Source organism: Comamonas sp. NyZ500 (assembly GCF_016772095.1).
Classification (GTDB): Bacteria; Pseudomonadota; Gammaproteobacteria; order Burkholderiales; family Burkholderiaceae_C; genus Comamonas; species Comamonas thiooxydans.
This window is the reverse complement of the sequence record NZ_JAEIJE010000013.1, coordinates 54776-75655: the sequence shown is the minus strand read 5'-3', so window position 1 is coordinate 75655 and position 20880 is coordinate 54776. Positions and strand designations below refer to the sequence as shown.

Below are 20880 nucleotides of genomic sequence, written 5' to 3'. Positions count from 1 at the left end.
TCCGCCATGTCTTCTCAAGCCCTTTCCCTGACCACCGGACCCCGCCGCCTCTCGCAGCGCCTTTCACTCTGGCTGATGCTGGCGCTGGCCGTCTGGGCCTGTGCTTTTGCCACCGGCGCTGGCGCGCAGATCCTGCTCAAAAATGCGGCTTCGGGTGCCGCCACCGTGCAGACGCCGCGCGTGCAGGCCGAGCTGGTGGCCCAGGCCCCCGAGGGCATCGTCGCCGGCCAGGTCTTCTGGCTGGGGTTGAAGATCAGCCATCAACCCGAATGGCATACCTATTGGAAAAATGCTGGCGATTCGGGCCTACCCACCGTGCTGCAGTGGCAACTGCCTCCGGGCCTGGAGGCCGGCCCCATCGCCTGGCCGCTGCCTCATGCGCTGCGCGTGGGGCCCCTGGTCAACTATGGCTATGAGGACACGGTGCTGCTGCCCGTGCCCATCAAGGTCGCTGCCGACTTCAAGGCACCGGTCTCTGGCGTAGTGGACCTGGGCCTGGCCGCCGAATGGCTGGTCTGCCGCGTGGAATGCATTCCCGAGTCCGGTAACTTCCAGCTGCAGATCCCCGTTCAGGGCAGCAGCGCCCCTCACAGCCAGGCCTTTGTGCAGGCACAGGCCGGCCAGCCCCAGGCGCTAAGCCAGGGCGGCCAGGCCCTTGTCGAGTCCGGCAAGGCCGAAGGCACGAACCTGCCCGACGACCGAGTGACGCTGCGCATACCCGGACTGCCGGCCAGCCTCAAGGGCAAGACACTGGAGTTCTATCCCGAGAACGCCGACACCTTCAAACATGCCGCAGAGTCGGGCAAGGACTGGACGCAGCACTGGGACGGAGAGGTCTGGGTGGGCGAGAACATGCCGATGTCCGATATGCGCGGCGAAACCGCGGCGCAACTGGCCGTGGTGCTGGCCCTGCCGCCTGCTGAGCGCGCTGCCGCGCTGGAGCGCGGCGAAAGCGCTGGCTGGCGCAGCGAACTGACCGTGCAGGGCCGATGGAGCGCCCCCGCACTGGCTGGCGTATCGCCGGCCCTGGCTGCGGCGCTGGAGGCCAACAAGACCGCTTCACAGCCCGTACTGGCAGGCAATACGGCCAGTGCAGGCAGCCTCTGGGCGGCCCTGCTGGGCGGCCTGATCGGCGGCCTGATCCTCAATCTCATGCCCTGTGTGTTTCCCGTACTGGCCATCAAGGTGCTGGGCTTTGCGGGCCATGGCGAGAACCGCCAGGCCCAGAAACTGGGCGGCCTGGCCTATACCGCCGGCGTGGTGCTGTCCTTTGTGGCACTCGGCGCACTGCTGCTGGGCCTGCGCGCAGCGGGCCAGCAGCTGGGCTGGGGCTTCCAGCTGCAGTCACCCGTGGTCGTGTCGCTGCTGGCAGCGCTGTTCACCGTGCTGGGGCTGAATCTGGCCGGACTGTTCGAGTTCGGCAGCCTGCTGCCCAGCCGCATTGCCAGCGCCCAGGCACGCAACCCGGTGCTGGACTCCTTTCTCTCCGGCGTGCTGGCCGTGGCGATTGCCTCGCCTTGCACGGCGCCCTTCATGGGGGCCTCGCTGGGCTTTGCCATCGATATGCCTGCGGCGCAGGCACTGACGGTGTTTGCCGCACTCGGCGTCGGCATGGCCCTGCCCTATCTGCTGGCCAGCTTCGTGCCTTCCGTCGTGGGCTGGCTGCCGCGGCCCGGCCCCTGGATGCAGACCTTCCGCCACGCCATGGCTTTCCCCATGTTTGCCACTGTGGTCTGGCTGGTCTGGGTGTTGGGCCATCAGGGCGGCATGGATGCCGCTGCGGCCCTGCTGGCCCTGCTGCTGGTGCTGGCCGCGCTGATCTGGGCCCTGGGCCTGCGCGGCAAGAGCCGCATCAGCCTCGGCGCTCTCGCCCTGCTGCTGGCCGCTGGCGTGGCCTATTACGCCCTGCCGCTGATCAAGGCCGAGCCTGCGAGCCAAGCTCAAACACAGGCCGGCGAACTCTGGCAACCCTGGTCGGCAGACAAGGTTCAGTCTGCCCATGCCTCGGGCCAGCCGGTGTTTGTGGACTTCACGGCCGCTTGGTGCGTGACCTGCCAGGTCAACAAGCGCACCACGCTCAGCAATGCCGAGGTGCTTGCTGCCTTTGCGCAGCACCAGGTGCAGCTGCTGCGCGCCGACTGGACACGCCAAGATCCGGCCATCACCCAGGCACTGCAATCGCTGGGGCGCAGCGGCGTCCCCGTCTACGTGCTGTACCTGCCCGGCAAGCAGCCTGTGGTGCTGAGCGAGCTGCTCTCCAAAAGCGAGGTGCTTGACGCACTCAAACAGATCTAGGCCATTACCGCGCGCAAAGCATGACGCAATTCAGGCTGTCGCCACTTCCTCGTGCAGGCAGAGGTAGTTACCCTCGGTGTCCTTAAACCAGGCGGCTTTCTCGGACCCCAGCACGCAGACATGGTTGACGGTCTTGAAGTCGGGGAAGTCGTAGTCCTCAAACACCACACCCCGGCTTTTCAGTTCCCGAATGCTGGCAGCGATATCGGGCACCCGAAAGCTGATGGCCGTGTGCTCGGCCTTGGTACCGCCAGGCTTTGGAAACAGGGCCAGCGCACTGCCGCCAACCAGGTAGACAAACTTTCCATCGGGCCGCAGCTCTCCTGGCTGCAGACCCAGGCTTTCTTCGTAGAAAGCACGAGCACGCGCCATATCCATTACCGGCAGCATCGTCGTCACAGCAGAATGGCTCAGCATAAGAACTCCTTTGCCCGGCGCTGCGGGTTCATGGCCCTGAGTCGAGCGGATCAAGCTTAGCCCCAGGGGTTGGCAGATGCCAGCCCCGGCAAGCTCAATGAACCTGGCGCAATCAACTTTACGACTGGGCACATCGGCCTCGCCTTGGAGTGGAGCGCGACTTCAAGCAGGCGCATAGTGCCTATGGCACAAACCAGGCAAAAGCTCTAGACTGGAACTGCCCACAAGCCAGGCGCAACCGCAGTTTCCAGCCTTTGCCAGCCTTGCACGCGTTGACCACTGCGGACTGCCTGAACTGCACAGGAGGTAAGCCATGCATGCCAACCTTATCCACCAGCCGTCTCACAAACGTCTTTGCTTGTTGCGTGCACTGGCGCTGGCCAGTCTGGCAATCGCCGGTCTGGCCCTGCCTTTTGCCTGGGACGTCCTGGCCAGCATCAACAGCATGCCCAAGATGCACTGGTTGCAACAGGCACTGGCGCAGGCTCCTGCCTTCAGTTGGCTGATGATGTTTGTCTGGGGCGGAGCCATACCGCTGGTCTTGCTCAAGAACATGGACCAGACGCCGTCACACAAGCTTCGCACCACGGTGGTGATGCTGGTCCTGATGTGGATCGCCGTCACCTGGTATGTGCACATGCCGGCCAGCAATCAGTGCAGCGCGCTTTATGGGTCCTGGGATTGGGCCTGCTCGGTTCTGCAATGGGGCTACAGCATGAGTCTGGTGCTGTCCATTGCAGCCTATGCCTTCCTCATGCTGGGCCTGATGGTTACGGCGCTGGGCCTGTTTGCCGAAGGCCTGGAAGATGAGCCCAGCCACGCGGCATGACCCGTCCCGCCATCAAAAAAGCCTGTGGCATGGCCACAGGCTTTTTACTTGCTGCTCTCGCCTCAGGCCTTCATGCGCCCGAACAGTCGGCGGTAGCGTGAGGGTAGATCCTGCATGCGCATCATGATGGGCAGATCGGCCGTATTGAAGTCGCTGTCCCAGGCCGGCGCACCCAGCACCTTGGCACCGGCACGCAGATAGCCCTGGATCAGCGCTGGCGGCTCGACCTTCAACGCATCTGCCGAGACATTGCTGATATGCGCCAACTCCTCGGGCAGGGCTACTCGGGGGCGCACCTGCAACTCGGGCTCGGCCAGATGGCTCTGGCGCAGTTGCTGCCAGATGCGTGCCGGACCTTCGCCATGGGCCAGGCCCGGGTACTGCATGGGAATGCTGGCGCAGCCCACCATGGCCTCGAGCCGGTTGCGCTGCATGAATTCGGCCAACGCCCCCCAGAGCGCCAGAATCACGCCGCCCTGGCGATGCTCCGCATGCACGCAGCTGCGCCCCAGCTCGACCATCTGTGCCCGCCAGGCGTTGATGGGCGAGAGATCGAATTCTTGATCGCTGTACAAACCGCCTGCGCGCTGGGCCTGGGCGGGGGTCAGCAGACGGTAGGTGCCGATCACCTTGTTCTGCTCTTCATCGCAGACCATCAGATGCTCGCAGAAATCGTCAAAGACATCGATGTCATGACCTGCCACGGGCGTCTGCAGCACAGCACCCATTTCTTCGGCAAAGATCTGGTAGCGCAGGCGCTGGGCCTGGCGAACCTCGTCCAGATGCCGGGCCCAGCGCACCTGCAGGCGCAAAGCGGGCGCGGCAGGATGCACGGGACTGGCGGGACGATGGGAAAGCGAGGGAGCCGATGATGATGTCGTCGCGATGCTCTGGCCATTCAGCGCATCAAGAATCTCGGGATGCCTCATGTCTGCTTTCCTCCGGTGTTGGACGCAGTTGGCGGCCTGCCTGTGCCACACGGTGTGTCTGCGTGGCGTCATTGTGGAAAACGCAGATGAAGCCCGCGCGACATTTGGATGACGGTTGCATGACAAACCATGGCAGCCGCCATCCCTGCACAGAGAGCTGAATTGCCGCTCGGGATTGTGGTGAATGGGAAAGCCGGAGTGGGCGACAATCGGCATATGAGTTTCGCCCCCCTGACCAATGACACCTTCCTGCGCGCATGCCGTCGCCAGGCTACTGACTACACGCCCCTGTGGCTGATGCGCCAGGCGGGACGCTACCTGCCCGAGTACAAGGCCACCCGCGCCAAGGCCGGCAGCTTCATGGGCCTGGCCACCAATGTGGACTACGCCACCGAGGTGACCCTGCAGCCGCTGGATCGCTTCCCGCTGGACGCTGCCATTCTGTTCAGCGACATCCTGACCGTGCCCGACGCCATGGGCCTGGGCCTGTCGTTCGCCGAAGGCGAAGGTCCGCGCTTTGCCAAGGTGGTGCGCGACGAGGCCGCCGTGGCCGAGCTGGCCGTGCCCGACATGGACAAGCTGCGCTATGTGTTTGACGCCGTCACCAATATCCGCAAGGTGCTCAATGGCCGTGTACCGCTGATCGGCTTCTCGGGCAGCCCCTGGACTCTGGCCTGCTACATGACCGAGGGCAAGGGCAGCGATGACTACCGTACCGTCAAGTCGCTGATGTACTCGCGCCCCGACCTGATGCACCGCATCCTGGAAGTCAACGCCGACAGCGTGGCGGCCTACCTGAACGCCCAGATCGATGCCGGCGCACAGGCCGTGATGATTTTTGACAGCTGGGGCGGCGTGCTGGCCGACGGTGCTTTCCAGGAATTCAGCCTCGCCTATACCAAGCGCGTGCTGGCTCAGCTCAAGCGCACCGGCGTGGACGGCAGCGACGTGCCCCGCATCGTCTTCACCAAGGGCGGTGGCATCTGGCTGCCCGACATGAAGGACATCGACTGCGAAGTGCTGGGTCTGGACTGGACTGCCAATCTGGGCAAGGCGCGCGCCATCGTGGGCGGCGAGATCGGCGGCCCCGGCAAGGCGCTGCAGGGCAATATCGACCCGAATGTGCTGTTTGCCGCACCCGAGCAGGTCGCCGCCCAGGCGCGTGCCGTGCTGGACAGCTTTGGCAAGCCCCATACCGACAAGAGCACCACCGGCCCCACCCACATCTTCAATCTGGGTCACGGCATCAGCCAGTTCACCCCGCCCGAACATGTGGCCGCGCTGGTCGAAGCTGTGCACAGCCACTCGCGCCTGCTGCGCACAAAGGGCTGATTCCCCCTGCAACAACTGCCTTCCCAGGCATTTGTTGCAGAGCAACGGGCCCAAATCACCCGATAAGATCAAATGGTTATTGAACGACAATTGCCGGCCTGAGATGCAGCAAAGCGGCAGCAAATCATTGATTTCAAATCACTAAATCTCAGACCCTGAAAAATTCGGCGCCAGCAGTGCTTGGCGCTTTTTTATTTTTTCATCCACCTTGGCATCGATTGACGGAAGTTATCCACATATGAATGCTTCAAGATAACTGCATGCCTCATGGCTGCTGGCTCTAGTGCTATTTTTTGAGAAGTTAAGGACTTTGCACAGCGGTTTGGAAGCATTTAGGTTTAGGGAGCTTCTCGGTTGACAGTGACTCGCCGCCTGATTTATGCACAGATATGGCGATGCAGACTCCCTGCCAACACTCCGTCGAAGCAAGCTCCTCATCGCCTCATGAATACATATAAGTCTTTGTTTTAAATAAATTAATTATTCAACCACTCAGCCATCCTGCCGGCTTGCAAACACGAACAGGACTTGCTCAGGCCTTTCGCGCATATTGTTTCTCACAAAGTTATCCACAGAACGCAAAGCCTTTGCAGGCCTCAAAATCTGCTATAGCTCTGAGGAACCGCGGCCTCTGCAGCGCCTTCCCCCGATCCAACTCCATGTCCCATATCGTTTACGTTGCCGTCCAGACCCCTGCCCACAGCGCCGTAGGTGATCTGTTGAGCTACGTTAGCGATGCATGGCTGGAGCCCGGCAGCTTGGCGCGCGTTCCTCTGGGAAAAAGAGAGTTGCTGGGTGTGGTCTGGGATACGCCCGCCGCCCCCGAAGCCATTCCAGACGGGGTGGAACTGCGCAGCATTGCCGGCCTGCTGCAGGGCATAGAACCGCTGAACCAGGCCTGGCGACGCCTGGTGGCTTTTGCCGCGCACTATTACCAGCGCAGCTTGGGAGAGATCGCCGTCACCGCCTTGCCGCCTCAATTGCGCGATATGTCGCCCGAACAACTGGCACGGCGGCTGACTCCGCCCAAGACAGCCAAGACGCCAGCCGGCAAGCGCAAGAAGACACAAGTCGCTGAAGCAGCACAAGCGAGCACCGAGACGATGGCTCACACGCAGGACGCCAGCAGCGCAACGCCTTTGCTCGCCCTCAGTGCCGAACAATCGGCGGTTTTCGAGCAAATTGAGCAAAACCCCGGCCCGTTCCTGCTCTACGGCAGCACTGGCAGCGGCAAGACCGAGGTTTATCTGCGTGCAGTGCAAGCCGTGCTGGATGCCAACCCGGAGGCTCAAGCCCTGGTGATGGTGCCCGAGATCAACCTCACGCCTCAGCTGGAAGAGCGATTTGTCGCCCGCTTCGTGCCTCAGTACGGCAAGGACGCCGTAGTCAGCATGCACAGCGGCATGACCAACCCGCAGCGTCTCAAAAGCTGGCTGGCCGCTCACACGGGCCGCGCCCGCATCGTGCTGGGTACGCGCATGGCTATTTTTGCCAGCGTGCCGCAACTGGCGCTGATCGTGGTCGACGAGGAGCATGACGCCAGCTACAAGCAGCAGGAAGGGGCACGCTATTCGGCACGCGATCTGGCCATCTGGCGCGGGCGCGATACAGGCGCCAAGGTCATTCTGGGCAGCGCCACACCGTCGCTGGAGAGCTGGCATGCCTCGGAACCCGATGTCGGCCGCTACCTGCGCCTGCATATGCCCAGCCGTATCGGCGCGGCCGGCTCAGGCGCGGCCAGCCTTCCCAGGGTGAGAATGGTGGACATGGGCCAGCAACCCAAACGCGCCGTGTTCTCGCCTCCGCTGATCGAGGCCATCACCGAGCGCGTCAAACGCGGCGAGCAAAGCCTGATTCTGCTCAACCGCCGCGGCTTTGCCCCCGTGCTGTTCTGCGCCGACTGCAACTGGAAGAGCGACTGCCCCCATTGCAGCGCTCACCAGGTCTTTCACAAGGGCGACCGCACGCTGCGCTGCCACCACTGCGGCTTTACCCAGCGTGTGCCGTTTGCCTGCCCCAGCTGCGGCAACCCCGACATCCTGCCGCTGGGCAAGGGCACGGAGCAGTTGCAGGAAGAGCTGGAGCGGCTGCTGCGCAATGTGCAGCGTCCCGACGGCAATCCGGCTCGTGTGGCGCGCATCGACGCCGACACCACCAAGGCCAAGGGCAGCCTGGAGCAGCAACTGGCCCAGGTGCATGCCGGCGATGTGGATGTGCTGGTAGGCACCCAGATGGTGGCCAAGGGCCATGACTTTCGGCGCATCACGCTGGTGGCGGCCGTGCAACCCGACAGCGCGCTGTACTCCAGCGACTATCGCGCCCCGGAGCGGCTGTTCTGCCTGCTGATGCAGGCCGCCGGGCGCGCCGGGCGCGACGCGCAATATGTGCAGGCACAGGGCAGCCATCCGGAAATGTGGATTCAAAGCCACGACCCGCAAAACGCCGTCTACACCGCACTGCGCAAGCATGACTACCCGGCGTTTGCCAGGCAGCAGCTCAAGGAACGGCTGGATGCCGGCATGCCGCCCTATGCCTTTCAGGCCATAGTCCGGGCCGATGCACGCACCCAGGAAGCCGCCCAGGCCTTTCTGAATGCCGCCACCCAGGTCGCCAGAGAGGCCAAGCTGCCTTATCTGGACGAAGTGTTCATCTACCCGCCCATCCCCATGGCGGTGCAGCGCGTGGCCAATGTGGAGCGTGCCCAGATGCTGCTGGAAGCCGGCAACCGCAGCGCCCTGCTGCGCTTTCTGAATGCCTGGCAGCAGTATCTGCACTGGCTGCGCACTCTGCCCGAGCACAGGCCGCTGGTGCGCTGGCTGGTGGATGTGGATCCGCTCAGCATTTAAAGTCGTCTGAAGTTTAAGGTTTTTAGCTCTTTAGCCCTTTACCCATAAGCGCTGACAGCTATCAATTTATATAAACCGCGGGCGCTTGGCAAATCCATCGGGATTTGCGCGAATGGGCAAGCCGGCATGGCTATTGCATGGTGTGAAGCTCGGCTCCACAAGAGGCCGTTTCATTCAATCACGGAGCACTACTTCATGCAAAAACAAGTCTTCCGCCAGTCCTTGCTGGCCGCCACCATTGCCGTTCTGGGCGTTCTGTCCGCCCCCGGCGCAGCCCTGGCGCAGGATGCATCGCCTGCGGCCGCGCAGGCGGCCAAGGCGCAGGCAGCCAAGCCCAATGTGGTGGTGCTGGCCACGGGCGGCACGATTGCGGGTGCCGGTGCCTCGACCGTCAACAGCGCTACCTACACGGCCGCCAAGGTACCTGTGGACAAGCTGCTGGCCGGCCTGCCCGAGCTGGCCCAGATCGCCAATGTGCGCGGCGAGCAGGTGTTCCAGATCGCTTCCGAGAGCTTCACCAACGACAATCTGCTGACCCTGGCCAAGCGCGTCTCGCAACTGGCGAAGCAGTCCGATGTGGACGGCATCGTCATCACCCACGGCACGGACACGCTGGCCGAGACGGCCTACTTCCTGAGCCTGACCGTGCACACCGACAAGCCCATTGCCGTGGTCGGCAGCATGCGTCCGGGCACGGCCCTGTCCGCCGATGGCGCACTGAACCTGGTCAATGCCGTCAGCGTGGCCGGCTCCAAGGACGCCAGGGGCAAGGGCGTCTTCGTCACCATGAATGACGAGATCAACACCGCCCGCGATGTGAACAAGGACATCAATATCCAGACCGGTGCCTTCAAGAGCCAGTGGGGCCCGCTGGGCATGGTGGTCGAGGGCAAGAACTACTGGTTCCGCGCGCCGGTCAAGCGCCACACCATGAACTCCGAGTTCAATATCGACAACATCGACAAGCTGCCTCAGGTGGACATCGTCTATGCCTACGGCAGCGTCCAGCCGACCGCCGTGAATGCCCTGGTCGATGCCGGCGCCAAGGCCATCGTCCATGCCGGCACCGGCAATGGCTCGGTCGCCGACCGCATGGTCAAGCCGCTGCAGGATGCCCGCGGCAAGGGCGTGCTCATCGTGCGTTCGGCACGCGTGCCCTACGGCTTTGTGCTGCGCAATGCCGAGCAGCCCGACGACAAGTACGACTGGGTGGTCGCCCACGACATGCGCCCCGAAAAAGCACGCCTGCTGACCATGCTGGCGCTGACCAAGGGCGCCAACACCAAGGAACTGCAGCGGATGTTCTGGGAGTATTGAGCACTCCCCCTGAGGCGCTTCGCGCCTTCCCCCTCTCTCTTCGGGAGGGGGACGACACCTTCGGTGCGGGACGTCCCTTCCTCGGTGTCTCTTTGTTGGGGTGTGCTTGATCTACGGCTTTTAGCCAAAACAGCGGTTTGCGCAGGCTGGTCTTGCGAAAACCGCTATTGTTTTTGATCAGATCATCAGTGCCACGACAGCGGAGAAGCTGAGGAAGGCCAGGCTGGTCGATACCAGGATGATGCGTGCCACGCGGCCGCTGTGGGCGCCGTAGCGCTCGGTCAGCAGCGATACATTGCTGGCGGACGGCAGGGCTGCCAGCAGCACCAGCACCACCAGGGTTTCGTGCTGAAGCCCCAAGCCCATGGAGATTGCGGCCAATCCGACGGCCCAGACCAGCAGCGGATGGACGACCAGTTTGGCCAGCGCGATCGGTACATAGTCGCGCGCTGCCACGCGCTCGTGGCTGTTCATCTGCGAGCGCGCCAACACCGCGCCTATGGTGAACAAGGCCACCGGCGAAGCCGCTGCAGCCAGCATGGACACGGTCTTGTCCACCGGGCCGGGCAATACCCAACCCATGGCGGATGCCAGGCCGCCCAGCAGAATCGACCAGGGCATGGGGTTGGACGCCATGCCCTTGAGCGAATTGCGCACTGCCAGCCAGATTCCTTGCCCTCCCGCCAGATCGAGCCGCGACATTGCAATGCAGGCCGAGGTGGTGAGGACCATGTCGATGGCCATGGTCACGATCACCGGCCCCGCACTCTGCGCGCCCAGCAGCGCCGCCAGCATGGGGACGCCCATGAAGCCGGTGTTCGGAAAAGCAGCGACCAGTGCACCGAATGCGGCATCGTTCCAGCCCAGGCGTGCGTGTGTCAGCAGCACGGTCGCCCCCACCATCAGCACCGCACAGAGCAGATAGACCAGGGTGACGTTGATGTCGAGCAGCTGATGAATCGGTGTCTGCGCGCCAAAGCGGTACAGCATGCAAGGCAGCGCGAAGTACAGCACAAAAGCATTGAGGCCGGGGATCGCTGCCTGGGGCAGGATGCCGCGCCATGTGGCGACAAAGCCGCAAGCCACCAGGGCAAAGAAGGGAAAGGTGATGAGTAGAACGGACAACACGCACAAATTGTGACAGCGCCCGGCTCCAGCCCTCTCACGGCCTTCGATGAAAATTTTTCAGTGCAGACCTACCCAAAAACAAAGCCTGCGCAAGGCAGGCTGCTGTGACAGGTACAAGGACAGCGCGTCAGAGCTTGAGTTCCTTTTCCACATCTGCAGTCTTGCGGCGCGCCAGCGCCAGGTTGGCACGAGCCTTGTCCAGCACCAGATAGAAGAACACGCCGTCATTGGCGGCAACGGGACGGATGATGTGATATTGCTTGCCCAGAGTGATCAGTATGTCGTCGATCTGGTCGTTGAGATTGAGCATGCGCATGGTCTTGATCTTGGCACGCACGACCTCGGTATTGCCGGCCGCGGCCAGCTCCATGTCCACGCCGCCGCCTACGCTGCCCATCAGCATGCCGCTGGCGCTGTCCACGAGGGCGCCGCAGACAGCACCGTCTGCGGTCATCAGAGCGTTCAGAGAATCCTGGATAGAGGCCATAAATCCACCTTTTGAAAAAGCAAGACAAGGAACTCGTGCGCCAGATGCGCACCCACTCAGACTCAGAACTCCAGTGAACCTGTGATCAAGAGGGCAGGTACCCTGTGGCAACCTCGCCAGCCGCCCAGAGCGCGCGACCCAGCAAGGCGTTCTGATCCACCACCAGACAGAGAACAGCCGGGAAGGAGCCGTTCACCGCCTGGAAGACCACCGTGCCCGACTCCGTCTCGAAGGTCAGGCGCTTGCAATCCCTGTGTCCGATCTCATTGGCCACGGCCTTGGCCATGGCCATGAGCGAGCCCGCCATGGCCGACAGTCGTTCGGTCGGTAGTTCGCTGCGAATGCGCAGCGCTGAAATCTCGAAACCGTCAGGGGTACAGAGCAAGGCGATGTGGACGCCCGCCACCGGCGCGACCACACGCGCCAGGATTTCCTGACCTGCCTCCACGGCATGTGGCGGAATCACGAGGGAGGTATGGGTCTTCATAGAGTCTGACTTTGCAAGGAGAGCAGCGATGCCAGCACGCTCAGGGCATCCAGCATCTGCTGGCGATCACGTGGATCAGCCTCAACAAGCGGGGTGAGGTCATGGCCTTTGGCAACCAGGGAGGAGCTGAATGCCTCCAGCCTTGCTCCGCTGGCGGGACGGCAACTGAGAATGACCATCAAAGGTGCCTGGTCCAGCTCTGCGATCCCCGTCAGCATCTCGCAGGCGTAGTCCACCGCGCCCGCCTCGTTGACGTCCACCATCAGCAGCGCTCCCACCGATGCAGAAAGCACCCAGCGGCGCACGAAATCGAATCGATCCTGACCGGGGCTGCCTACCAGCTGCAGTCGCTCGCCAGAGCCCAGATCGATCTCGCCAAACTCCGCTCCGACCGTTGTGAACTCTTTGCTGTGCGTCGCCTTGTCCAGGTTGCGCACATCGCTGCCTGCCATGAATTCCCCGCACAGGCTGCGCAGCGCCGTGGTCTTGCCTATGCCCATGGGCCCCAGCAGACTCACCCGCAGCAGACCCTGGCCGGGCTGCATGGGCATGAAAGATGTCATGTACGTCCTCCACGGGTAATCCAGCCCGTCAGCTTGCTGAGCCATTGACGCGTCACGGAAGCGGCGGGCTGCTTCTGGGCAATTGATTTCTGCGCAGCGGAGGGTTCCTCGGAGCCGCGCAGACTACAGCGCAGGACTGCCTGAATCTGAGGCAGGGACAGCAGGGTCGATAGTTGCGACATCTCAATGCCGGCGTGCTCGGCCAGCGATCTGGCATTGATAGGCCCGCGCGCGAGCAGCGCCAGCGCACGCATGTTCTGCGCGCTGTTGACGCTGCCAGGCAAGGCGACCCAGGATTTGATTTGAAAGCAATGCGTACAGTCGACTCCCTGCGACTGAAGCTCTTGCAAGGCACGCTGCAGCGGCAGGGGCTCACCGGCCCTGTGCCGGGCTCTCCAGTCCATGAGGAAAACCGCGGCACGGTCGAGCATGTCGATCAGGTCGGACAGCGTGAAGTCCACATCAAGATGTACTGCCCAACCCTGGGAAGAACGTCCCAGCGGCTGCATGGCCGGCTCGCCGCCGAGATAGACCACGCAAGGAGCTCTCGCCTCGGCCCTGGCCAGCAGGCTCTCCAGCCCTTCGATCACCAGCACTTCGGCCGCATGGCGTGGAACCTGACGCCAGCCGGAAAGCGACTTGCGCGCGGCCACGGCGAACAGCGCTTCAAAGCGCTGCTGCACGGCAGGCGTCCAAAGTTCTGCGGCCAAGCTCACTTCACCGATGGTTCTCGCCATGCACAACACCCTGAGGGTTGAGGAAAAGACAATGAATCCCTCAACCATCGAAAATTCGCTGGCGCTGTCGGGATCAAGGCCGGACACGATGCAATCTTCACGCTACAAAACTAACACCTTATTACAACAATTATTCAGATAACAGGAGAGTGCACGTGTAGGTGAAACGCTCGCTGAGTCCCTGATTTTTGTCAGTTGTGAACGCGGTCATCAGGGCTCTTCACAGCGAAGCGGTATGCTCCCAGTCCTTGTTTTTGATGATGGGTCACTCTGCTTCATGTCTGCTGGTCTCAACCTCGCTCAGCTCCAGGCCGTGCATTACACCGAAGGTCCATGCCTTGTTCTGGCAGGCGCCGGCTCGGGCAAGACCCGTGTGATTACGCACAAGATAGGCCGTCTGATCGAAACCGGTCTGGCGCCACGCCGCATTGCCGCTATCACTTTTACCAACAAGGCCGCCGCCGAAATGCGCGAACGCGCCGCAGGTCTGATCGGCCGCCAGGCCAAGGAGGTGCTGATCTGCACCTTCCACTCGCTAGGCGTGCGCATGGTTCGCGAGGACGGCCACATCCTCGGTCTCAAGCCCCAGTTCAGCATTCTGGACACCGACGATGTCACCGGCATCCTCAAGGACTGCGCGGGCGGCACCACCGATGTGGCGACGGCCCGCCAGTGGCAGTGGACCATCAGCGGCTGGAAGAACCAGGGCTGGGACAGCCGCAAGGCCCTGGCCATGGCCCAGGACGACAACGAGCGCAGCACCGCTCTCATCATGCAGCGCTATGAAGAGCGCCTGACCGCCTACCAGAGCGTGGACTTCGACGACCTGATCGGCATGCCCATGCGCCTGCTGCGCGGCCACCCCGAGGTGCGCGAAAAATGGCAACGCCTGCTGGGCCATGTGCTGGTGGACGAATATCAGGACACCAATGCCACGCAGTACGAGCTGCTCAAATTCCTGGTGGGCGAGCGCGCCCACTTCACGGCCGTGGGTGACGACGATCAGTCGATCTACGGCTGGCGCGGCGCCACGCTGGACAACCTCAGGAAGCTGCCCGTGGACTTTCCGCAGCTCAAGGTCATCAAGCTGGAGCAGAACTACCGCTCCACCAGCGCCATCTTGCGCGCCGCCAACAATGTGATCGGCCCCAACCCCAAGCTGTTTCCCAAGACACTGTTTTCGGAACTCGGCGAGGGCGAACCCGTGCGCATCGTCGACTGCGACACCGAAGAGCACGAGGCCGAGCGTGCCGTGGCCCGCATTCAGAGCCTGCGCGCCAATATGAACCCGCAGCCCGCGTGGAAGGACTTCGCCATCCTCTACCGCGCCAACCACCAGGCCAAGCCCTTCGAGAAGGCGCTGCGCAAGGCCAACATCCCCTACAAGGTCTCGGGCGGCACCAGCTTTTTCGACCGCGCCGAGATCAAGGACCTGTGCGCCTGGTTCCGCCTCTGGATCAACAACGACGACGACCCGGCTTTTCTGCGCTCCATAGGCACGCCCAAGCGCGGCATCGGTCACACCACGCTGGGCAAGCTCGGGGAGTTCTCCGCTGCGCACAAGCTCAGCATGTTCGGCTCGCTGTTCAATGCCATGCTGGAAGAGGCGCTGCCGCGCAAGGCCTTCGAAAGCCTGCTGGAATTCGGCCGCTATATCAACGACCTGGAATACCGCGCCCGCCACACCCTGGGCTTTGAAGCCTCGCGCAGCTTTCTGATCGACTGGCTCAAGGAAATTGGCTACGAACAGTATCTGTATGACAGCGAGGACAGCGAGTCTGTCGCCGCCGCGCGCTGGAGCAATGTGCTGGAGTTCTGTGACTGGATGGCCCAGCGCGCTGGCGGCCAGATAGAAGATGCTGCAGGCGCCGGCACCCAGACCGAGGTCAAGAGCCTGCTGGAGGTCTCGCAGAACATTGCCCTGCTGTCCACCATCAGCGAGCGCGAGAAGGAGCAGGACATGGTCGTGCTCTCCACCCTCCACGCGTCCAAAGGTCTGGAATGGCCCCATGTCATGCAGGTCGGCGTGACCGAGGGCATGCTGCCATTCAAGCTGGACGATGACGATGGCAAGCAGCAGCAGGTCAGCGATGAAACGGCAGCGCGGCTGCAGGAAGAGCGCCGCCTGATGTATGTGGGCATCACCCGCGCCCAGCGCACGCTGGCCGTGAGCTGGACCAAGCGCCGCAAAAAAGGCCGCGAGATGGTGGCCTGCCAGCCCAGCCGTTTCATCAAGGAAATGGGCCTCGATGCGGCCACGGCCAAAGAAGACCCGCGCGAGAAGCTGCGCAAGCTGCGCGAAGAATTTGCCGCGCGCAAGAACCAGGCGGCGCCAGGCGCCGCCAACTGATGACTCCACATGACTTTGAGATCTTTGATTTTCATAGCTGCCAGCGCTTTCTCCATAACAGCTTGCGCGCAGTTTGACTCCAAGCCTGTCAGCACTTGCGCGCGAGACTGGCAGATGAGCGACAAGCAGCTGCAAGGCGTATGGACGGGCTCCGTCGCCGGCAGTGAGGAAACCGCCCGCATGGTGCTGGGCCCGCATCCCGAATGGGAAGGCAATGTCAAAGGCAGCGTCAGCCGCCTGGGCAGCAGCCATCCCATGGTGGGCGATGTGAACGAGGGTACGGTCACTCTTGAAGAAAGCGCAGACGGCTCACGCATCACCGGCACCTGGCTGGGCGAAGTGGTCGAGGGCAGTTGCGGTACAGAAATTCACGGCAGTTACCAGGAGGGAGAAAATGTTCCACCACGTGCGTTCATCATGCGCAAGGCCCAACCCTGAGCAGGGCTGGGTGTTGCCAACCGCAACCGGCCTGTGCATTGATTGACCCCATGAGTATTCGCTTCTTCACCCCGCCCCCCCTGACCCTGAGCATCGGCCTGGCACTGGTCGGCGGCCTGAACCCAACCACCGCCAGCAGCGCGGAACTGCCGCCCCCCGAAAGCTGGCAGCAATGTGCTGCCACCACCAGCAACAACGACCGCCTGGCCTGCTTTGATGCCTGGGCACACAAGCAAGGCCCGGCGGCTGCGCCCCCGGCCACCGGTTGGAGTGCACCTGCAGCCAGCGCACAAGCTGCGCCGGCTCTCACTGCTGCTACCGCCTCGGCGAACGATGCCGCGCCCGCCAGTGCGGCTGGGGCGACTGTCGCCAGCGCCGACAGCGGCCTGGGTCTCTCACCCAACAACGGCGGCTGCCGCGATCCGCGCTACACCGAGGTGTCGCGCTACTTCGAGCTGGAGCCCGGCACGGACTGCGGCACTTTCAACTTCCGCGGCTACCGTCCCATGTCGGTCTCCGTGGTCGTGGGCGACGAGGTCAATCAGCAGCCCTATTCGCCCAGCCGCGGCCTGGCGACCGAGCAGCCCTACCAGAAGCACGAGATGCGCCTGCAGCTCTCGGCCCGCACCAAGATTGCCTCCGGCCTGCTGACCGGCCCTACCTCGAAGGGCAAGGATTCGCTGTGGTTCGGCTATACCCAGCAGTCCTACTGGCAGCTGTTCAACGGCGATATCTCGCGGCCCTTCCGCACCACCGACCACGAGCCCGAGGTCTTCTACGTCTACCCGACGGACGCCCAGCTGCCGCTGGGCTGGCGCTGGCGCTACTCGGGCATTGGCATAGCTCATCAGTCGAACGGCCAGAGCAACCCGCTGTCGCGCAGCTGGAACCGCTGGTATCTGATGACCGGCGCCGAGCTGGGCAACCGCTGGCAGCTGCATCTGAAGGCCTGGCAGCGCATGAAGGAGAGCGCGCTCGAGGACGACAACCCCCACATCCAGGACTACATCGGTCGCGGTGAAGTCAAGCTGGGCTGGAACGTCAACGAGCAGAACTATCTGGGCCTGACTGCACGCGGTTCGCTGGGCCAGGGCAAGGGCTCCGGTCGTATCGAGTGGCTGCGCACCCTGGGCGAAGGCTGGAACGGCGGCAAGAGCAATCTGCGCCTGCATGTTCAGCTGTTCAGCGGCTATGGCGACAGTCTGATCGACTACAACAACAAGCGTACGGTACTCAGCGTGGGCCTGAGCCTGCTGGACTTCTGAAGCCGGCCTGGTCCGCAGCCGCTGGGCCGAGCCGTGATTTACGCCAGAAAGCCAGAAGCCCGGGCCTGAGCCACCAGCAACTCGGTAAACCGCGCATAGCCTGCGGCATTGGCATGCACCTGATCGGCGCGCAAGGCGCTATTGCCCAGCACCTCGCTCCAGGCATCGGCCAGCAATGCCACCCGGTTGTCCTTGGCCAAGGTTTGGTAGATGGAGTGATCCTTCATGCGCCCCGTCAACGCTGCACTCAGGCTCAGCTCCGGCACGGCCACCAGCAGCACGGGCGTCGCCCTGGCTTTGCACAGCTGCAGCATGCGCGTGATCTCGCCTTGCACAACTTGCTCGCTCCTGCGCTGCAGCCAGTCGTTGCCACCGGCGCACAGAATCGCCAGCGATGGCCCGTGCTCATCGAGCAGCCCCGGCAGACGGTCCGCAATCTGTTTGCTGGTCTCGCCCGAAACACCTGCATTCACCACCTTCCAACCCGTGCGCTCGGCCAGCAGGCTGGGGTAGCCGGCATCTGCACTGGCTCCAACACCTTGCGTCAAGGAGTCACCAAGCGCCAGCACGGTAGCCCCGGCAGGAACGGCTGCGGCCTTGGGTGTCTTCTTGCCACAGGCGCTTAGCAGCATGGCACCACCTGTCAGCAATGCTGCGGCACGCATGCATTGAAGAACATGGCGTCGGTACGGGTCAAATATCGGCTTCATGGCATCTCGCAAAACAGCGGGTGTGCAACGGCTGGAGGACTGCGCGAGGATAGCCCAGCCTCCGCCGCCTCCATGCAAGCCGCGTTGCACAGCGGTAAGACTGCAAAGCAGCAGCCGTAAAAAAACCGCTGCGCCCAAGGCCCAGCGGCTATGCGTGCGCAGATTGCCAATCAGTCGGGCACGACTGCAGTCACCTCGATCTCCACCTTGGCCCGGTCCTCGATCAAGGCAGCCACCTGCACGGCCGTCATGGCCACGCTGAATGAACCAATCAGTTCGCGATAGGCCTTGCCGATCTCAGCCTGCTGCGCCAGATATTCCTTCTTGTCGGTGATATACCAGGTCATGCGCACGATATGTTCAGGCTTGGCTCCACCGGCCTGCAGCACCTCGACGATATTGTGCAGGGCCTGTCTGGCCTGCGCCGCGAGGTCGTCAGTATGAAACCGGCCTTCGGCGTCCCAGCCTATCATGCCGGCCACATAGATCTGGCGGCCGCTGACGGCCACGCCATTCGCATATCCCTTGGGCCGGGGCCAGCCCGGAGGCAGCAGTACTTGCATGTTCAACTCCTGTTTTCTGTTGGATTGGATGAACTTTGCCAACGCTCGATTGCGTGGCGGATATGTTGCGGCGCAGTGATGGCCTGATGGGTTTGGAGACTGGTGAAGACCAGCACTTTCTGCGCCGTCACGCGCAGCTGTCCCTCAGGACCTGTGCAATCCACATCGAGCGTCAGCGAACGATTGCCCAGCTTGGCAACCGACAGGCCCAGACTCACGGTTTCACCCATGCGGGTGATGGCACGAAAGTCGCACTCCAGATGCACGATGGGCAGGCCCACCTTGTCCTTGTGCAGCATGTCCGCATAGCTCAGGCCCAGCGCTTGGTTGAACCAGTCTTCGACCAGCCCGTTGAACAGCACCAGATACTGGGGAAAGAAGATGATGCCCGCCGGATCGCAGTGCGCAAAACGAATCGGCATCTGCGTCACAAAGCGTTTTGAAGCCAGTGCCACTTCATTCATACCCAAACAATTCCTTCGGCAAAATCTGCCTGCAGCGCTTTTCAATCAGGCGCATGCAGCTTTTAAAAACATAGCAATCAGGTTTGATGCAGGCGAAAGCGCTGCAACTTGCCCGTGGCCGTGCGCGGCAGCTGATCGACGAACTGTACGGCCCGTGGATATTTGTAGGGAGCGACCTGGCTCTTCACAAAATCCTGCAGCTCCATGACCATGGCATCGCTGGCCACATGGCCGGCACGCAGCACCACAAAAGCCTTGACGATCTGGCCTCGCTCGCTGTCGGCCACGCCAATCACCGCGCATTCAGCCACAGAACCGTGCTGCATCAGGGCCTCTTCGACTTCGGGTGCAGCGATGTTGTATCCGGCCGAGATGATCATGTCGTCGGTGCGTGCCTGATAAACGAAGTAGCCGTCGACATCCATCAGATAGGCATCGCCCGTCAGATTCCAGCCCCGGCTCACATACTTGGTCTGACGGCTGTCGTTGAGATAGCGACACCCCGTTGGCCCCTGCACGGCCAGTCTGCCCACGGTGCCGGGCGGTACCTCGAGCCCCGCATCATCCACCACCTTGGCCCGATAGCCGGGCACGGCCTTGCCGGTGGCACCGGGACGGGCCTCCTCTTCGCGGTGCGAGATGAAGATGTGCAGCATCTCGGTAGAACCGATGCCGTCAATGATTTCAATACCGGTCGCCCCCTTCCACTGCGCGCGTGTGGAGGCGGTCAAGGCCTCGCCCGCCGACACGCATTTGCGCAGCCGGGTGCGGCGGATACGTTCGCCCTGCTGGGCCATCACACGATAGGACGTGGGCGCAGTGAACACCACACTGGCACCAAATCGCTCAATGCCATCAACCAATTGGACGGGGCCGGCTTTCTCCAGCAAGGCCATGCTGGCCCCGATGGACATAGGGAACAGCACCTGCCCCCCCAACCCGAAAGTGAATGCCAGCGGAGGACTGCCTATGAACACATCGTCGGCATTGGCACGCAGCGTATGCACGGGCCAGCAGGCGCAGACCGCCATCACATCACGATGAAAATGCATGGTGGCCTTGGGCACGCCCGTGGTGCCCGAGGTGAAGCCCAGCAGGCAGGTATCGGTCGCTGCAGTTTCCACGGCCTGGAAGTCATCGCCCGCCTGCTCCATCAGGCGCTCCAGTGCATCGGCTTCCACACTGTTGAAATAGCACACGGCCTTGAGCGTGCTGGTTTTTGCCTGCGCACCCTGCACCTCGGTGCGCAGTGCCGCATCGCACAGCGCATGGCTGATCTGCGCTATGTCGATGATGGTGGACAGCTCCTTGGCCCGCAGCAGCGGCATGGCGGCCACGGCGATGCCCCCGGCCTTGATGACGCCAAACCAGCAGGCCACCATCATGGGATTGTTGGGTGCGCACAGCAACACGCGGTTGCCCGGCTGCAGTCCCAGCTCCTGCGTCAGCACATTGGCGATGCGATTGGCCTTGAGCTGCAGATCCGCATAGCTCCAGCGCAGGCCTTCGGCCTGAATGCACAAGCGGTCGCCGCGCCCCTCGCTCACATGTCTATCCAGCAGCTCCACAGCACAGTTCAGGCGCTCGGGGAACCGCAGCTCGGGCAGCTCGAAAATGAACTCGGGCTGCTGTTCGGGCGGTGGCAGGTTGTCGGCAGCAAAGGTATCGATATGCGCGGTGTACGACATGATTCCGATCTTTCAGGCAAAAACAGGATCAAACG

19 protein-coding genes are annotated in these 20880 nt (G+C 62.7%); 8 read left to right on the top strand and 11 right to left on the bottom strand.

From position 1 onward, the window contains the following. Positions 1 to 6: 6 nt before the first annotated feature. Positions 7 to 2295: a protein-disulfide reductase DsbD gene (locus tag JAO85_RS18120; protein ID WP_202788685.1), complete on the top strand. Its 2289-nt coding sequence runs from the start codon at positions 7 to 9 to the stop codon at positions 2293 to 2295. 30 nt (positions 2296 to 2325) lie between these two features. Here JAO85_RS18120 and JAO85_RS18115 read toward each other — a convergent pair whose 3' ends face one another. Beyond that, a complete protein-coding gene (locus JAO85_RS18115) occupies positions 2326 to 2712 on the bottom strand; it encodes a VOC family protein (RefSeq protein ID WP_039050727.1) in 387 nt (128 codons plus the stop codon). 313 nt (positions 2713 to 3025) lie between these two features. Between JAO85_RS18115 and JAO85_RS18110 the strand changes: the two genes are divergently transcribed. Next, positions 3026 to 3541 carry a hypothetical protein gene (locus JAO85_RS18110; RefSeq protein ID WP_003065569.1) on the top strand — a complete coding sequence of 172 codons (516 nt, stop codon included), beginning with the start codon at positions 3026 to 3028 and terminating at the stop codon, positions 3539 to 3541. 62 nt (positions 3542 to 3603) lie between these two features. On the opposite strand, the gene JAO85_RS18105 is transcribed toward JAO85_RS18110, so the two are convergent. Beyond that, positions 3604 to 4470, bottom strand: a complete 867-nt coding sequence (locus JAO85_RS18105; protein WP_003065570.1) for a GNAT family N-acetyltransferase — start codon at positions 4468 to 4470, stop codon at positions 3604 to 3606. Between the two features lie 216 nt (positions 4471 to 4686). Here JAO85_RS18105 and hemE point away from each other — a divergent pair, with 216 nt between their 5' ends. The 3 genes from hemE (at position 4687) to JAO85_RS18090 (ending at position 9965) form a co-directional block, all read left to right on the top strand. Then, positions 4687 to 5802 carry a uroporphyrinogen decarboxylase gene (gene hemE / locus JAO85_RS18100; protein ID WP_003065572.1) on the top strand — a complete coding sequence of 372 codons (1116 nt, stop codon included), beginning with the start codon at positions 4687 to 4689 and terminating at the stop codon, positions 5800 to 5802. Positions 5803 to 6461: 659 nt separating this feature from the next. Then, positions 6462 to 8648: a primosomal protein N' gene (gene priA, locus JAO85_RS18095; protein WP_202788684.1), complete on the top strand. Its 2187-nt coding sequence runs from the start codon at positions 6462 to 6464 to the stop codon at positions 8646 to 8648. 195 nt (positions 8649 to 8843) lie between these two features. Then, a complete protein-coding gene (locus JAO85_RS18090) occupies positions 8844 to 9965 on the top strand; it encodes an asparaginase (protein ID WP_012836829.1) in 1122 nt (373 codons plus the stop codon). A 177-nt stretch (positions 9966 to 10142) separates the two neighbouring features. On the opposite strand, the gene JAO85_RS18085 is transcribed toward JAO85_RS18090, so the two are convergent. From JAO85_RS18085 to JAO85_RS18065, 5 genes are all read right to left on the bottom strand, one after another. Then, a complete protein-coding gene (locus JAO85_RS18085) occupies positions 10143 to 11093 on the bottom strand; it encodes an AEC family transporter (protein WP_202788683.1) in 951 nt (316 codons plus the stop codon). Between the two features lie 127 nt (positions 11094 to 11220). Further along, positions 11221 to 11580: a hypothetical protein gene (locus tag JAO85_RS18080; RefSeq protein WP_003065585.1), complete on the bottom strand. Its 360-nt coding sequence runs from the start codon at positions 11578 to 11580 to the stop codon at positions 11221 to 11223. Positions 11581 to 11665: 85 nt separating this feature from the next. Continuing rightward, the gene (locus JAO85_RS18075; protein ID WP_202788682.1) at positions 11666 to 12067 is read right to left on the bottom strand and encodes a roadblock/LC7 domain-containing protein; all 402 of its coding nucleotides are present in this window, start codon (positions 12065 to 12067) and stop codon (positions 11666 to 11668) included. Then, complete coding sequence (locus JAO85_RS18070) at positions 12064 to 12630, bottom strand: ATP/GTP-binding protein (protein WP_202788681.1); 567 nt, start codon at positions 12628 to 12630, stop codon at positions 12064 to 12066. The genes JAO85_RS18075 and JAO85_RS18070 overlap by 4 nt, the downstream gene beginning before the upstream one ends. Then, entirely contained in the window at positions 12627 to 13415 is a 789-nt protein-coding gene (locus tag JAO85_RS18065; protein WP_202788696.1) for a hypothetical protein, read from the bottom strand. Before JAO85_RS18065 ends, JAO85_RS18070 begins: the two co-directional genes overlap by 4 nt. A 229-nt stretch (positions 13416 to 13644) precedes the next feature. Between JAO85_RS18065 and JAO85_RS18060 the strand changes: the two genes are divergently transcribed. From JAO85_RS18060 to JAO85_RS18050, 3 genes are all read left to right on the top strand, one after another. Beyond that, complete coding sequence (locus JAO85_RS18060) at positions 13645 to 15717, top strand: ATP-dependent helicase (protein WP_003065596.1); 2073 nt, start codon at positions 13645 to 13647, stop codon at positions 15715 to 15717. Positions 15718 to 15831: 114 nt separating this feature from the next. Next, complete coding sequence (locus tag JAO85_RS18055) at positions 15832 to 16155, top strand: hypothetical protein (protein WP_003065599.1); 324 nt, start codon at positions 15832 to 15834, stop codon at positions 16153 to 16155. Positions 16156 to 16205: 50 nt separating this feature from the next. Continuing rightward, positions 16206 to 17420 (top strand): phospholipase A, encoded by a 1215-nt coding sequence (locus tag JAO85_RS18050; RefSeq protein WP_087865335.1) that lies wholly within the window; start codon positions 16206 to 16208, stop codon positions 17418 to 17420. Positions 17421 to 17458: 38 nt separating this feature from the next. Here the strand turns inward: JAO85_RS18050 and JAO85_RS18045 are convergent, their stop codons facing one another. The 4 genes from JAO85_RS18045 to JAO85_RS18030 form a co-directional block, all read right to left on the bottom strand. After that, a complete protein-coding gene (locus tag JAO85_RS18045) occupies positions 17459 to 18130 on the bottom strand; it encodes a GDSL-type esterase/lipase family protein (RefSeq protein ID WP_012836822.1) in 672 nt (223 codons plus the stop codon). 170 nt (positions 18131 to 18300) lie between these two features. Next, complete coding sequence (locus JAO85_RS18040) at positions 18301 to 18693, bottom strand: RidA family protein (protein WP_003065607.1); 393 nt, start codon at positions 18691 to 18693, stop codon at positions 18301 to 18303. Between the two features lie 2 nt (positions 18694 to 18695). Then, complete coding sequence (locus tag JAO85_RS18035) at positions 18696 to 19157, bottom strand: thioesterase family protein (RefSeq protein ID WP_202788680.1); 462 nt, start codon at positions 19155 to 19157, stop codon at positions 18696 to 18698. Between the two features lie 77 nt (positions 19158 to 19234). Beyond that, on the bottom strand, positions 19235 to 20845 hold the full coding sequence (locus JAO85_RS18030) for a benzoate-CoA ligase family protein (RefSeq protein ID WP_202788679.1): 1611 nt from the start codon (positions 20843 to 20845) through the stop codon (positions 19235 to 19237). Between the last annotated feature and the right edge of the window lie 35 nt (positions 20846 to 20880).

Excerpts from the sequence above, each read along its gene's own strand:
- JAO85_RS18120 (WP_202788685.1), top strand. The coding sequence starts at position 7 with ATGTCTTCTCAAGCCCTTTCCCTGACCACCGGACCCCGCCGCCTCTCG.
- JAO85_RS18115 (WP_039050727.1), bottom strand. The coding sequence starts at position 2,712 with ATGCTGAGCCATTCTGCTGTGACGACGATGCTGCCGGTAATGGATATG.
- JAO85_RS18110 (WP_003065569.1), top strand. The coding sequence starts at position 3,026 with ATGCATGCCAACCTTATCCACCAGCCGTCTCACAAACGTCTTTGCTTG.
- JAO85_RS18105 (WP_003065570.1), bottom strand. The coding sequence starts at position 4,470 with ATGAGGCATCCCGAGATTCTTGATGCGCTGAATGGCCAGAGCATCGCG.
- hemE (WP_003065572.1), top strand. The coding sequence starts at position 4,687 with ATGAGTTTCGCCCCCCTGACCAATGACACCTTCCTGCGCGCATGCCGT.
- priA (WP_202788684.1), top strand. The coding sequence starts at position 6,462 with ATGTCCCATATCGTTTACGTTGCCGTCCAGACCCCTGCCCACAGCGCC.
- JAO85_RS18090 (WP_012836829.1), top strand. The coding sequence starts at position 8,844 with ATGCAAAAACAAGTCTTCCGCCAGTCCTTGCTGGCCGCCACCATTGCC.
- JAO85_RS18080 (WP_003065585.1), bottom strand. The coding sequence starts at position 11,580 with ATGGCCTCTATCCAGGATTCTCTGAACGCTCTGATGACCGCAGACGGT.
- JAO85_RS18075 (WP_202788682.1), bottom strand. The coding sequence starts at position 12,067 with ATGAAGACCCATACCTCCCTCGTGATTCCGCCACATGCCGTGGAGGCA.
- JAO85_RS18070 (WP_202788681.1), bottom strand. The coding sequence starts at position 12,630 with ATGACATCTTTCATGCCCATGCAGCCCGGCCAGGGTCTGCTGCGGGTG.
- JAO85_RS18065 (WP_202788696.1), bottom strand. The coding sequence starts at position 13,415 with ATGGTTGAGGGATTCATTGTCTTTTCCTCAACCCTCAGGGTGTTGTGC.
- JAO85_RS18060 (WP_003065596.1), top strand. The coding sequence starts at position 13,645 with ATGTCTGCTGGTCTCAACCTCGCTCAGCTCCAGGCCGTGCATTACACC.
- JAO85_RS18055 (WP_003065599.1), top strand. The coding sequence starts at position 15,832 with ATGAGCGACAAGCAGCTGCAAGGCGTATGGACGGGCTCCGTCGCCGGC.
- JAO85_RS18050 (WP_087865335.1), top strand. The coding sequence starts at position 16,206 with ATGAGTATTCGCTTCTTCACCCCGCCCCCCCTGACCCTGAGCATCGGC.
- JAO85_RS18045 (WP_012836822.1), bottom strand. The coding sequence starts at position 18,130 with ATGAAGCCGATATTTGACCCGTACCGACGCCATGTTCTTCAATGCATG.
- JAO85_RS18040 (WP_003065607.1), bottom strand. The coding sequence starts at position 18,693 with ATGCAAGTACTGCTGCCTCCGGGCTGGCCCCGGCCCAAGGGATATGCG.
- JAO85_RS18035 (WP_202788680.1), bottom strand. The coding sequence starts at position 19,157 with ATGAATGAAGTGGCACTGGCTTCAAAACGCTTTGTGACGCAGATGCCG.
- JAO85_RS18030 (WP_202788679.1), bottom strand. The coding sequence starts at position 20,845 with ATGTCGTACACCGCGCATATCGATACCTTTGCTGCCGACAACCTGCCA.